We start from the raw sequence: 12,955 nt of genomic DNA on the forward strand, positions 1-12,955 counted from the left end.
CCGGGCTTGTCCCGGCCGTCCACGTTCTTGGGGCAATTAGCACTCCCTTAACCAACCTGTCCCATCTTCCCGGGATGGTCTCCCGCGCCCGCCTGAAATCGATCCTGACCGGTCTTGCCCTCTATGCGATGGCGGCGGCGATCGTCGGCTATTTCGGCGTCAACGCCTATACCGGCAAATACGGCCTCAACGCCCGCCAGGAGCTCGATCAGGAGATCATCGCACTGACCAGCGAGCTGGCCCAGCTCAAGCGTGAGCGCGCCAGGAGCGAGCAGCGGGTGTCGCTGCTGCGGTCCGAGAAGATCGACCCGGACATGCTGGACGAGCGGGCGCGCTTCCAGCTCGACTATGTCAATCCGCGCGATCTCGTTCGGATGATCCCGGCGAACTAAAGCGCGACGAGATTTGGATGAATCGTCATCGCGCTTTAGCTTGTTGTTTACGCATGATCTTTCCGGAAAACCGCTTCGCACTTTTCCTGATCATGTTTTAGCGTATCCGCAGCTTTCGAAACCGCCACCGAAAGCCGCTGAACCGATCCCGTGCTCTTTGCTCCTGCGAAGGTCGTAAGCCCGGAACCGGGCGGACGCCTTGACGGCAGCACGGTCGCTGGCACATGGCTTCTGTGGCGTCTGCCGAAGTTGACGCGGATCAACCGGGCAGCACCGGCACGTTCTAGACTGCCATCCGGAGGAAACAGTGATGAATGGGTCAATGCCCCGGCATCACGCGGCCCGCGTCGAGGCCGCCATCGCGTCTGGCCAGGCGGCTCGGTCCGCGCTCGTGGCCTCGTGGTGCCGTTCCTCCAGATTGCATCATCTTGATCCGGGCGGCCGCACCGCGCCGATGCGGCTGACCGAAGCCGAGCTGCGCCAGGCGCGCGAGCGCATCGCGCCGCTTCTGGCCGCCGCGCAAGGCGCGATGGACCGGCTTTATCAGGCGGTCGGCGCCGCGGGCTGCTGCGTGCTGCTCGCCGACCGCGATGGCGTGCCGGTCGATCGCCGCGGCACGGTGGCGGACGACGCGACGTTTCAATCTTGGGGGCTGTGGATCGGTGCGCTCTGGAGCGAGGAGCACGAGGGTACCAATGGCATCGGCACCTGCCTCGTCGAGCAGCGTCCGCTGACGATCGATCGCGACCAGCATTTCTTTGCCCGCAATACGCTTCTGAGCTGCACCGCCGTTCCGATCTACGACCATGAGGCGGCACTCGCAGGCGTGCTCGACGTGTCCTCCTGCCGCGCCGACCGCACCGACGCCTTCGCCAGCCTGATCGCGCTCGCGGCAGGCGAGGCGGCCAAGCGTATCGAGGCCGATCTGTTTCGAAAGGCCTTTGCCCATGCCCGCATCGTGCTGACGCAAGCTGCGGACGGAAGTTGCGGCGGTCTCGTTGCGGTCGATGCGGATGATCTCGTGATCGGCGCGACCCGCTCCGCCCGGGTGGCGCTCGGAATTGCCCCCGGCCGGGCCTTGCAGCCGATGCCTGCCGCCGACCTGCTCGGCGGCGATACCGCGCACGATCACCTTGCCGGCGGCCAGCGCGCGGTGTTGCAGCGTGCACTGCTCCGCGCCGGCGGCAATGTCTCGGCAGCCGCCAAGGCTCTCGGCGTCAGCCGCGCCACATTGCACCGGAAGCTGAAGCGGTTCGAGCTGAACCACTGAGCCGCTGCTTCTCAGCCGCCATTGCGGTGTCGAGCCGGTGGCTCGAAACGCAGGTCTCGTGCCCCGGACGCAGCGCAGCGCGTCCGGGACACGATGGTGATGCCTAGCCCATCACTGTCGCAGAACTGCGACAGGTCCGCTCCGCGATCGCGTCCGCCCGGGCTGACAGAGAACGCCTCCCGCATCATCGTCGGCGCAAGTCGCGGGTCACGCGACGACAAGCGCAAACAGCAAACATCGGGAGTGATCAATGAACAAGGTGGAATTCCTCGGCGTCACCAAAGTTCCCTTTGCCGAACGCTACGACAATTTCATCGGCGGTAAATTCGTCGCGCCGATCTCGGGCAAGTATTTCGACAACGCCTCGCCGCTGACCGGCCAGGTCGTTTGCAAGATCGCGCGCTCCGACGCGCAGGACGTCGAGGCGGCGCTCGATGCGGCGCATGCCGCCAAGGCCGCCTGGGGCCGCACCAGCGTCGCCGAGCGCGCCGCGATCCTGAACAAGATCGCCGACCGGATGGAGGACAATCTCGAGCGTCTCGCCATCGCCGAGACCTGGGACAACGGCAAGCCGATCCGCGAGACCCGCGCCGCCGACCTGCCGCTCGCGATCGATCATTTCCGCTATTTCGCGGGCGTCGTGCGCGCCCAGGAAGGCTCGATCGGCGAGATCGACCACGACACCATCGCCTATCATTTCCACGAGCCGCTCGGCGTGGTCGGCCAGATCATTCCCTGGAACTTCCCGCTGCTGATGGCCTGCTGGAAGCTCGCGCCGGCGCTCGCTGCCGGCAATTGCGTCGTGCTCAAGCCCGCCGAGCAGACCCCGGCCTCGATCATGGTCTGGGCCGAGATCATCGCCGACCTGCTGCCGCCTGGCGTGCTCAACATCGTCAACGGTTTTGGCCTCGAGGCCGGCAAGCCGCTGGCGTCCAGCCCGCGCATCGCCAAGATCGCGTTCACCGGCGAGACCACGACGGGCCGGCTGATCATGCAATACGCCAGCCAGAACCTCATTCCGGTCACGCTGGAGCTCGGCGGCAAATCGCCGAACATCTTCTTCAAGGACGTCACGGCGGAAGACGACGACTTCTTCGACAAGGCGATCGAAGGCTTCGTCATGTTCGCGCTGAACCAGGGCGAGGTCTGCACCTGTCCGAGCCGGGCGCTGGTCCACGCCGACATCTATGACCGCTTCATGGAGCGGGCGCTGAAGCGCGTCGCCGCGATCAAGCAGGGCGATCCGCGCGATGCCACCACCATGATCGGCGCCCAGGCGTCTAGCGAGCAGCTATCCAAGATCCTCTCCTATATCGACATCGGCAAGCAGGAGGGCGCCAAGGTGCTCGCCGGTGGCGGACGCACCCAGCTCGGCGGCGATCTCGCCGGCGGCTTCTACGTTCAGCCGACCGTGTTCGAGGGCCACAACAAGATGCGCATCTTCCAGGAGGAGATCTTTGGTCCCGTGGTTTCGGTCACGACCTTCAAGACCGACGAGGAGGCACTCGCGATCGCCAATGACACACTCTACGGCTTAGGAGCCGGCGTCTGGAGCCGCGATGCCAATCGCTGCTACCGCTTCGGCCGGGAGATCCAGGCGGGTCGCGTGTGGACCAACTGCTACCATGCCTATCCCGCGCATGCGGCCTTCGGCGGCTACAAGCAGTCGGGCGTCGGGCGCGAGACCCACAAGATGATGCTCGACCACTACCAGCAGACCAAGAACCTCCTGGTCAGCTACAGCCCGAAGAAGCTCGGCTTCTTCTGATCGGGAATGCCGCACGCATGAGGCCGTCGTGCCCGGGCTTGTCCCGGGCATCCACGTCCTTCGTGCCGCGGGGCAAGGCGTGGATGGCCGGGACGAGCCCGGCCATGACGCTATCGAGGCGAATCCGCACGCGCACCCTGGCGCGCATAGATTTGTTGCCCGATCAGCGCCAAAGATTTTCCATTATTTCGATCACGTTGCAGTGCGGCATAATGAAAGTCGTGCGATGCCGCCGCGGTGCTTTCCAAGGGCGTTTGACTTGGGTTAGAGAGGGCGAAAGTTTTCTCTGACCCGGAATTCCTATGGCCGCACCCAAGAAAGCCGCCGCAAGCACTTCACAGGACAAGTCCGACGGCGGTTCGCCACCGGAATTCACCAGGGAGCAGGAGCTCAAGGCGCTCCGCGACATGCTCCTGATCCGGCGGTTTGAGGAAAAGGCCGGCCAGCTCTACGGCATGGGCGCGATCGGCGGCTTTTGCCACCTCTATATCGGCCAGGAGGCCGTGGTGGTCGGCATGCAGATGGCCCTGAAAGAGGGCGATCAGGTCATCACCGGCTATCGCGATCACGGCCACATGCTCGCCACCGGCATGGACGCCAACGGCGTCATGGCCGAGCTCACGGGCCGCCGCGGCGGCTATTCCAAGGGCAAGGGCGGCTCCATGCACATGTTCAGCAAGGAGAAGCACTTTTACGGCGGCCATGGCATCGTCGGCGCCCAGGTCTCGCTCGGCACCGGTCTTGCCTTCGCCAATCACTATCGCGGCAACGGCAATGTCAGCGTCACCTATTTCGGCGACGGCGCGGCCAACCAGGGCCAGGTCTATGAGAGCTTCAACATGGCGGAGCTCTGGAAGCTGCCGGTGATCTACGTCATCGAGAACAACCGCTACGCCATGGGCACCTCGGTCTCGCGCGCCTCGGCGCAGCAGGATTTCTCCAAGCGCGGCGTCTCCTTCAACATCCCCGGCAAGCAGGTCGACGGCATGGACGTCCGCGCCGTCAAGGCCGCGGGCGAGGAGGCGGCGGCCTGGTGCCGCGCCGGCAAGGGGCCCTACATCCTGGAGATGCAGACCTACCGCTATCGTGGCCACTCGATGTCCGATCCTGCAAAATATCGCACGCGCGAGGAGGTCGAGAAGGTCCGCCACGACCAGGATCCGATCGAGCAGGTGCGCAACCGCCTGTTGGCGGCCAAGGTCAGCGAGCAGGACCTGAAGGCGATCGACGCCGAGGTGCGCGACATCGTCAACGCCTCTGCCGATTTCGCCCAGCATGATCCCGAGCCGGACGCCGCCGAGCTCTGGACCGACGTTTACCGCTGAACGCGCGCAAGCTTTCTTTTGGAGAAGATATGCCAATTCAAGTGCTGATGCCCGCGTTGTCGCCCACGATGGAGAAGGGCAACCTCGCCAAATGGCTGAAGAAAGAGGGCGAGACGATCAAGTCCGGCGACGTCATCGCCGAGATCGAGACCGACAAGGCGACGATGGAGGTCGAGGCGACCGATGAGGGCACGCTCGGCAAGATCCTGATCCCCGAGGGCACCGCCGACGTCGCGGTGAACACGCCGATCGCGACCATCCTCGCCGACGGTGAGAGCGCTGCTGATCTTGCCAAGGCGCCGGCCCCCGCCAAGCAGGAGAAGGCTGCCGAGTCGGCGCCGCCTGCGGCGGCCAAGGCCGAAGTGCCGCAGCCCAAGGCTGCGCCGTCTGCACCGCAGGCCGTCGCCGAGCCCGATCCGGAAGTGCCTGCCGGCACCGAGATGGTGACGCAGACGATCCGCGAAGCGCTGCGCGACGCCATGGCCGAGGAGATGCGCCGCGATCCCGATGTGTTCGTGATGGGCGAAGAGGTCGCCGAATATCAGGGCGCCTATAAAGTCACCCAGGGATTGCTCCAGGAGTTCGGCGCCAGGCGCGTGATCGACACGCCGATCACCGAGCACGGTTTTGCCGGTGTCGGCGTCGGTGCCGCGATGACGGGCCTCAAGCCGATCGTCGAGTTCATGACCTTCAACTTCGCCATGCAGGCGATCGACCAGATCATCAACTCCGCGGCCAAGACGCTGTACATGTCCGGCGGCCAGATGGGCTGCTCGATCGTGTTCCGCGGGCCCAACGGTGCCGCCGCGCGCGTCGCCGCGCAGCACAGTCAGGACTACTCGGCCTGGTACTCGCATATTCCGGGCCTGAAGGTGATCGCGCCATATTCGGCCGCCGATGCCAAGGGTCTGCTCAAGGCTGCGATCCGCGATCCCAACCCGGTGATCTTCCTCGAGAACGAGGTGCTCTACGGTCACACCGGCGAAGTGCCCAAGCTCGACGATTACGTGATCCCGATCGGCAAGGCGCGCATCGTGCGTTCGGGCAGCCACGTCACCATCATTTCCTGGTCGAACGGCATGACCTATGCGCTGAAGGCGGCCGACGAGCTTGCCAAGGACGGCATCGAGGCCGAGGTGATCGACCTGCGCACGCTCCGTCCGATGGACACCGAGACCATCATCAACTCGGTGAAGAAGACCGGCCGCGCCGTCACCGTGGAAGAAGGCTGGGCGCAAAGCGGCGTCGGCGCCGAGATCGCCGCGCGCATCATGGAGAACGCCTTCGATTATCTGGATGCGCCGGTCGCGCGCGTCGCCGGCAAGGACGTGCCGATGCCCTATGCCGCGAACCTGGAGAAGCTCGCGCTGCCCTCGGCGGCGGAAGTCGTCGAGGCCGCCAAAGCCGTCTGCTATAGGTAGACCATGGCGGGCCCCAGGGAGCAGCCACTGCCGCCGGACGTCATGACCCGCGAAGACGCGGTCGAGATCCTGCGCGTGTTCGTGCTGGACGGCGGGCTGTCGATGGCGTTCCAACGCGCCTTCGAGGAGCCCGACATGTGGGGCCTCCTGCTGGTCGATCTTGCCCGCCACGCCGCGCGCGCCTATGCGCGCGAGAGTGAATACACCGAGGAGGACGCGCTGAATCGGATCCTCGACATGTTCCAGGCGGAGATCGAGCGTCCCACCGACACCGGCACCACGACGCCGCGCGGCAAGGGGCACTGACCGTGGCGATCGAATCCTATCATTACGATTTCATGCTGGAGGCGATTCGCGAAGCGGAGGCCTCGATCGCGCAAGGCGGCCTGCCGATCGGCGCGGTGCTGACGCGCGACAACAAGATCATCGCCCGCGGCCACAACAACCGTGTTCAGGAGAACAACGTGATCCTGCACGGCGAGATGAGCTGCCTGCGCGAGGCCGGTGCGATCAAATTCCACGATACCGTCATGTACACCACGCTGTCGCCATGCTCGATGTGCGCCGGCGCGCTGGCGCTGTTCAAGGTCAGGCTGGTGGTGATCGGCGAATCCGTCACTTTCCCCGGCTCCAAGGACATCCTCGACAAGTTCGGCATCCCCTGGATCGATCTTGCCGACGACCGCTCCATCACCATGATGAAGAATTGGCGTTCCATCCCAGCCAATGAGCGCCTGTGGCAGGGCGACATCGGCAACTAAACCTGGTCTGTTCGTCTCCGCTGTCGGAAACGACGTTTTGCAAAGTTCTTCTTGAGGTCAGCATGCCCATCAACATCCTGATGCCCGCTCTCTCGCCGACGATGGAGAAGGGCAACCTCGCCAAGTGGCTGAAGAAGGAGGGCGACAAGGTCAAATCCGGTGACGTCATCGCCGAGATCGAGACCGACAAGGCGACCATGGAGGTCGAGGCGATCGACGAGGGCACGATAGCCAAGATCCTGGTGCCCGAAGGCACGCAGGACGTCCCGGTCAACGACGTGATCGCGGTGCTTGCCGGCGAAGGCGAGGACGTGAAGGCCGCGGGCGCTGCGAAGCCGACCGCCTCGGCTGCACCTCCCAAGGCCGCTGAAGCACCTGCTGCGGCGCCGGCGCCGGCACCTGCTCCGGCCGCACCGAAGGCGGCGCCGGCACCGGCCGCCGCACCGGCCCCGCAGGCTGCAGCTGCCGCCGTGCAGGGCAATGGCCATGGCGGCCGTGTGTTCTCATCGCCGCTGGCGCGGCGTCTCGCCAAGGAAGCCGGCATCGACGTGGCGATGGTCACCGGTACCGGCCCGCACGGCCGCGTGGTCGCGCGCGACGTCGAGCAGGCCAAGTCCGGCAAGGGCCTCAAGGCACCCGCCGCGGCGCCGTCGGGTGCGCCCGCGATCGCGCCGACCATGTCGGACAAGCAGATCCTGTCGCTGTTCGAGCCGGGGTCCTACGACATCATCCCGCATGACGGCATGCGCCGGACGATTGCCCAGCGTCTGACCGCATCGATCCAGAACGTTCCGCACTTCTATCTCACCATCGACTGCGACATCGGCAAGCTGCTCGCTGCCCGCGAGGAGATCAACGCCGCCGCGCCGAAGGACAAGGAGAAGAAGCCGCTCTACAAGATCTCGGTCAACGACTTCGTCATCAAGGCGATGGCGGTCGCGCTGCAGAAGATCCCGAACTGCAATGTGAGCTGGACCGAAAGCGGCATGGTCAAGCATCACCATTCCGACGTCGGCGTTGCGGTCGCGATGCCCGGCGGCCTGATCACGCCGATCATCCGGAAAGCGGAGACCAAGACGCTCTCGACCATCTCCAACGAGATGAAGGATTTCGCCGCGCGCGCACGTTCCCGCAAATTGAAGCCCGAGGAATACCAGGGCGGCACCACCGCCGTCTCCAACCTCGGCATGTACGGCATCAGCCACTTCACGGCCGTGATCAATCCACCGCATGCGACGATCCTTGCGGTCGGCACCAGCGAGGAGCGCCCCGTGGTGCGCGGGGGCAAGATCGAGATCGCGAACATGATGAGCGTGACCTTGTCCTGCGATCACCGCGCCATCGACGGTGCCCTCGGCGCCGAGCTGATCGGTGCGTTCAAGCAGCTGATCGAAAACCCCGTGATGATGATGGTCTAGAGCCGCCGCATGACGACGCGCTGGCCCTGGATATCGATGCTGCTGTCGATCATCATCCTCGTCAGCCCGCTCGGCACCGGCGTTCTGCGCGACGCCTTCTTCAGCGGCGAGCTGCTCTCGCGCAGCATTGCCCAGCCGATCGTCTTCATCGGTCTTGCGATCCTGATCTCGATCTGCGTCATCGAATGGCTGGTCAGGTCGATCATTTCAAAACGCCGCTCCGGCGGTGCAACGACCTCTTGAGTTGAACGGGAGCCGACATGGCCGATACATCCTTCGACGTCATCATCATCGGCTCCGGTCCCGGCGGCTATGTCACCGCGATCCGCGCCGCGCAGCTCGGCCTCAAGACGGCAATCGTGGAAAAATCCTATCTCGGCGGCATCTGCCTGAATTGGGGCTGCATCCCGACCAAGGCGCTGCTGCGTTCGGCCGAGATCTACCACTACATGCAGCACGCCAAGGATTACGGCCTCTCGGCGGAGAAGGTCTCGTTCGATCCGAAGGCCGTGGTGCAGCGCTCGCGCGGCGTCTCCAAGCGGCTGAACGACGGCGTCGGCTTCCTGATGAAGAAGAACAAGGTCAGCGTGATCTGGGGCGCCGCCTCGATCGACGCGCCCGGCAAGGTCACCGTGAAGAAGTCCGATGTCGAGGGTCCGAAGGGGGCGCTGGGCGAGGGGACGTATCAGGCCAAGCACATCATCGTCGCGACCGGCGCCCGGCCGCGCGTGCTGCCCGGCCTTGAGCCTGACAAGAAGCTGGTCTGGACCTATTTCGAGGCGATGATCCCGGAGCGGATGCCGAAGTCGCTGCTGGTGGTCGGCTCCGGCGCGATCGGCATCGAGTTCGCTTCGTTCTTCCACACCATGGGTAGCGACGTCACCGTGGTCGAGGTGCTGCCGCAGATCCTCCCCGTCGAGGATGCCGAGATCGCAGGTCTTGCGCGCAAGCGCTTCGAGAAGCAGGGCATTAAGATCATGTCCTCGACCAAGGTGACCAAGCTCGAGAAGAAGGCCGACAGCGTCGTCGCCACCATCGACGACGGCAAGGGCAAGCCCGTGACGACCGAGTTCGAGCGCGTGATCTCGGCGGTTGGCGTCGTCGGCAACATCGAAAATCTGGGACTCGAAAAGCTCGGCGTCAAAACCGATCGCGGCATCATCGTGGTCGACGGCTACGGCAAAACCAACGTTCCCGGCATCTACGCCATCGGCGACGTCTCCGGTCCCCCGATGCTGGCCCACAAGGCCGAGCATGAGGGCGTGATCTGCGTCGAGGCGATCAAGGGCCTCAATCCGCATCCCATGGACAAGAACATGATCCCGGGCTGCACCTATTGTCATCCGCAGGTGGCCTCCGTAGGCCTCACCGAAGCCAAGGCGAAGGAGAGTGGCCGCGAGATCCGCGTCGGCCGCTTCCCCTTCGTCGGCAATGGCAAGGCGATCGCGCTCGGCGAGGACCAGGGCCTCGTCAAGGTGATCTTCGACAAGAAGACCGGCCAGCTGCTCGGCGCCCACATGGTCGGCGCCGAGGTCACCGAGCTGATCCAGGGCTACGTGGTCGCCATGAACCTGGAGACGACGGAAGAAGAGCTGATGCACACGGTGTTCCCGCATCCGACCCTGTCGGAGATGATGAAGGAAGCCGTGCTGGATGCGTACGGACGGGTGTTGAATATTTGACCGAGCGCCACCGCCGTCGTTGCGAGCGAAGAGAGCTGTTTGCAGAATAAGAAGGAAATCACCCATGCACGACAACGACAACCTCACCATCGAACGCCCGACCTTCGTCACCCATCTCGAATGCGCGATGGAAGGCGATCATTACGCGGCCGACCAGGTCCACAACCTCTCCAAGGCCGGCAAGCCGCTGCTCGTGCGCTACGACCTCGCCGGCGTGAAGAAGGCGCTGACGAAAGACGCGCTTGCCCAGCGGCCCGGCGACATGTGGCGCTACCGCGAGCTGCTGCCGGTGCGCAAATGCAAGGACATCGTCTCGCTCGGCGAAGTCACGACGCCCTTGATCCGGTTGCCCAAGCTCGGCGCAAAACTCGGTGGCGGCGAGATCATCGTGAAGGACGAGGGACGGCTGCCGACCGGCTCGTTCAAGGCGCGTGGCCTGGTGATGGCGGTGTCGATGGGCAAGGCGCTCGGCATCAAGCACATGGCGATGCCGACCAACGGCAATGCCGGTGCGGCGCTGGCGGCCTATGCGACGAGCTGCGGCATCAAGACGACGATCTTCTGCCCGGCCGATACGCCCGAAGTGAATGTCAGCGAGATCGAGCTGCAGGGCGCGACCGTCTACCGCGTCAATGGCTATATCGACGATTGCGGCAAGATCGTCGGCGAGGGCAAGGCCAAGGTCGGCTGGTTCGACACCTCGACGCTGAAGGAGCCATACCGCATCGAGGGCAAGAAGACGATGGGCCTCGAGCTCGCCGAGCAGCTCGGCTGGGACGTGCCCGACGTGATCTTCTATCCAACCGGCGGCGGCACCGGCCTGATCGGCATGTGGAAGGCCTTCGACGAGCTCGAGAAGATCGGCTTCATCGGCTCAAAGCGCCCGCGCATGGTCGCGGTGCAGGCCTCCGGCTGCGCGCCGATGGTGCGGGCTTTCGAGGCCGGCACCGAGCATGCGACGCGCTGGGAGGACGCCCACACCATTGCGTCGGGCATCCGCGTGCCGCAGGCGATCGGCGATTTCCTGATCCTGCGTGCAGTCCGCGAGAGCAAAGGCTTTGCCATCGCAGTCGACGACGACAAGATCTCGTCGGCGCTGAGCGAGGTTGCTCGCGAGGAGGGGCTTTTGCTGTGCCCCGAGGGCGCGGCCACCTATGCCGCTTACAAGGAGAGCCTTGCCGATGGTCGCGTCAGCAAGACCGACCGCGTGATGCTGTTCAACTGTGCCACCGGTCTGAAATATCCGCTGCCGCCGGTCACCCGCACGCTCGATCGCCACAAGCCGATCGATTACTCGCAGTTCTGACTTGCCTCTTCCTCTCCCCGTTCTCACGGGGGCGCGACGAGTTTCGCTCGCGCTGGGAGGGTTGGGGTGAGGGGCCTGTCTCCGCGAATGAGATCTTCGTGAGATCTGAACCCCCTCATCCGAATTGCTTCGCTTCGACCTCGCCCCGCAAGCGGGGCGAGGGGAAGAAAAACAAAACGACATCGCTGGGGAGAAGACAATGAAGAAGGCCGTCTGGGCTGCACTGATTGCTGTTCTCGCTGTGACCGGTGCCGCGCGCGCCGATGACTATCCCTCCCGTCCCATCACCATCATCGTGCCCTTCGCGGCCGGTGGGCCTTCGGATGCCATGGCGCGGGTGCTTGCCGAGCGGATGCGGGTGACGTTGGGGCAGCCGGTGGTGATCGAGAACGTCACGGGCGCGGGCGGCTCGATCGGCGTCGGCCGCGCCGTGCAATCGCCGCCGGACGGCTACACCATCTCCTTCGGCCACCTCGGCACCCATGTGGCCAACGGTGCCGTCTACAAGCTCAAATACGACCTCGTCGCCGACCTCGAGCCGGTGGTGCTGCTGCCGAGCAATCCGATGATCGTGGTCAGCAAGAACGCGGTGCCCGCGACCTCGCTGAAGGAGCTGTTGGACTGGCTGAAATCACGACCGTCGCCGCCGACTGCCGGCACCGCCGGTGCAGGCTCCGGCAGCCACATCGCCGGGGTTTATTTCGAGAGCGTCTCCGGCATCAAGCTGCAATACGTGCCGTATCGCGGTACTGCGCCCGCGCTGAACGACCTTATCGCCGGCCAGATCGATATCATCGTCGACCAGACCTCCAACTCCATCAACCAGGTCCGCGCCGGCACCATCCGCGCCTACGCCATCACAGACGACAAGCGCCTGGCCTCGGCACCGGAGATCCCGACCGCGGCGGAGGCGGGCCTCAAAGGCTTCACCATGACGCTGTGGTCCGGCATGTGGGTGCCGAAGGGGACGCCGAAAGAGATCGTGGTCAAGCTCAACGCCGCGGCCGTGGAGGCGCTGAACGATCCCGCGGTGAGGAAGCAGCTCGAAAACCAGGGCCTGGAGATGACACCGAAGGATCAGCTCACGCCCGAAGCACTTGGCACTCGCCAGCAGGCCGAGATCGCAAAATGGTGGCCGATGATCAAGGCGGCGAATATCAAGGTGGATTGAGGCGCGCGTCGTCAGGTCATCCAAACTCGGCGCTGACGGCCAGGCGATCATTGCGTGGATTCGTCGCCTGCTGCCAGCGCCACCTCCAGGCATTTCATCAGATCCGACGCGTTGAACGGCTTGTCGAGAAAGCAGGTTGCCCCGGCTTTGTGTGCACGCACACGTACGCTCTCGTCCGGGAACGCCGTGATCAGGATGAAGGGCGTCGCGGATCCCTGCGCGCGCATCTGCGTCAGCAGATCGATTCCACTCGTCACCGGCATCTGCACGTCCGCAATCACGCACGAGGTGCCGTGCGAGTCGGCCGAAGCCAGAAATTCGTGGGCGGAAGCGAATGTGTGTACGTTGTAACCGCGTGACTTCAGCAGATTGTTGATCGCGGCCCGCACGTAGGGGTCATCATCAAGCACTGAAATGACCGAGGGGACTGACAAGACGTCT

General features: G+C 64.6%; 13 protein-coding genes. 12 read left to right on the plus strand and 1 reads right to left on the minus strand.

What is annotated here, in order from left to right; translation table 11 throughout:
* The first annotated feature begins 74 nt into the window (after positions 1 to 74).
* The 12 genes from BRAD3257_RS19135 (at position 75) to BRAD3257_RS19195 (ending at position 12,514) form a co-directional block, all read left to right on the plus strand.
* Positions 75 to 392 carry an FtsB family cell division protein gene (locus BRAD3257_RS19135; protein ID WP_122403099.1) on the plus strand — a complete coding sequence of 106 codons (318 nt, stop codon included), beginning with the start codon at positions 75 to 77 and terminating at the stop codon, positions 390 to 392.
* 310 nt (positions 393 to 702) lie between these two features.
* Positions 703 to 1,662 carry a helix-turn-helix domain-containing protein gene (locus tag BRAD3257_RS19140; protein ID WP_162500264.1) on the plus strand — a complete coding sequence of 320 codons (960 nt, stop codon included), beginning with the start codon at positions 703 to 705 and terminating at the stop codon, positions 1,660 to 1,662.
* Between the two features lie 250 nt (positions 1,663 to 1,912).
* The gene (gene adh, locus BRAD3257_RS19145) at positions 1,913 to 3,430 is read left to right on the plus strand and encodes an aldehyde dehydrogenase (RefSeq protein ID WP_122403101.1); all 1,518 of its coding nucleotides are present in this window, start codon (positions 1,913 to 1,915) and stop codon (positions 3,428 to 3,430) included.
* Positions 3,431 to 3,732: 302 nt separating this feature from the next.
* On the plus strand, positions 3,733 to 4,755 hold the full coding sequence (gene pdhA, locus BRAD3257_RS19155) for a pyruvate dehydrogenase (acetyl-transferring) E1 component subunit alpha (RefSeq protein WP_122403103.1): 1,023 nt from the start codon (positions 3,733 to 3,735) through the stop codon (positions 4,753 to 4,755).
* A gap of 29 nt (positions 4,756 to 4,784) precedes the next feature.
* Positions 4,785 to 6,176, plus strand: a complete 1,392-nt coding sequence (locus tag BRAD3257_RS19160) for a pyruvate dehydrogenase complex E1 component subunit beta (RefSeq protein ID WP_122403104.1) — start codon at positions 4,785 to 4,787, stop codon at positions 6,174 to 6,176.
* Positions 6,177 to 6,179: 3 nt separating this feature from the next.
* Entirely contained in the window at positions 6,180 to 6,482 is a 303-nt protein-coding gene (locus BRAD3257_RS19165; protein WP_122403105.1) for a DUF5076 domain-containing protein, read from the plus strand.
* A gap of 2 nt (positions 6,483 to 6,484) precedes the next feature.
* Positions 6,485 to 6,937, plus strand: coding sequence for a nucleoside deaminase (locus BRAD3257_RS19170; protein WP_122403106.1), 453 nt, complete (start codon positions 6,485 to 6,487; stop codon positions 6,935 to 6,937).
* Positions 6,938 to 6,999: 62 nt separating this feature from the next.
* Positions 7,000 to 8,355: a pyruvate dehydrogenase complex dihydrolipoamide acetyltransferase gene (locus BRAD3257_RS19175; protein ID WP_122403107.1), complete on the plus strand. Its 1,356-nt coding sequence runs from the start codon at positions 7,000 to 7,002 to the stop codon at positions 8,353 to 8,355.
* Positions 8,356 to 8,364: 9 nt separating this feature from the next.
* Entirely contained in the window at positions 8,365 to 8,598 is a 234-nt protein-coding gene (locus BRAD3257_RS19180) for a hypothetical protein (RefSeq protein WP_027574345.1), read from the plus strand.
* Between the two features lie 17 nt (positions 8,599 to 8,615).
* Positions 8,616 to 10,037, plus strand: a complete 1,422-nt coding sequence (gene lpdA / locus BRAD3257_RS19185; RefSeq protein WP_122403108.1) for a dihydrolipoyl dehydrogenase — start codon at positions 8,616 to 8,618, stop codon at positions 10,035 to 10,037.
* 64 nt (positions 10,038 to 10,101) lie between these two features.
* Entirely contained in the window at positions 10,102 to 11,343 is a 1,242-nt protein-coding gene (locus BRAD3257_RS19190; RefSeq protein WP_122403109.1) for a threonine synthase, read from the plus strand.
* A 199-nt stretch (positions 11,344 to 11,542) separates the two neighbouring features.
* Positions 11,543 to 12,514, plus strand: a complete 972-nt coding sequence (locus BRAD3257_RS19195; RefSeq protein ID WP_122403110.1) for a tripartite tricarboxylate transporter substrate binding protein BugD — start codon at positions 11,543 to 11,545, stop codon at positions 12,512 to 12,514.
* 47 nt (positions 12,515 to 12,561) lie between these two features.
* On the opposite strand, the gene BRAD3257_RS19200 is transcribed toward BRAD3257_RS19195, so the two are convergent.
* The gene (locus BRAD3257_RS19200) at positions 12,562 to 12,948 is read right to left on the minus strand and encodes a response regulator transcription factor (RefSeq protein ID WP_122403111.1); all 387 of its coding nucleotides are present in this window, start codon (positions 12,946 to 12,948) and stop codon (positions 12,562 to 12,564) included.
* Positions 12,949 to 12,955 lie beyond the last annotated feature (7 nt).

The sequence above is a fragment of the Bradyrhizobium vignae genome (assembly GCF_900324035.1).
Lineage (GTDB): Bacteria > Pseudomonadota > Alphaproteobacteria > Rhizobiales > Xanthobacteraceae > Bradyrhizobium > Bradyrhizobium vignae.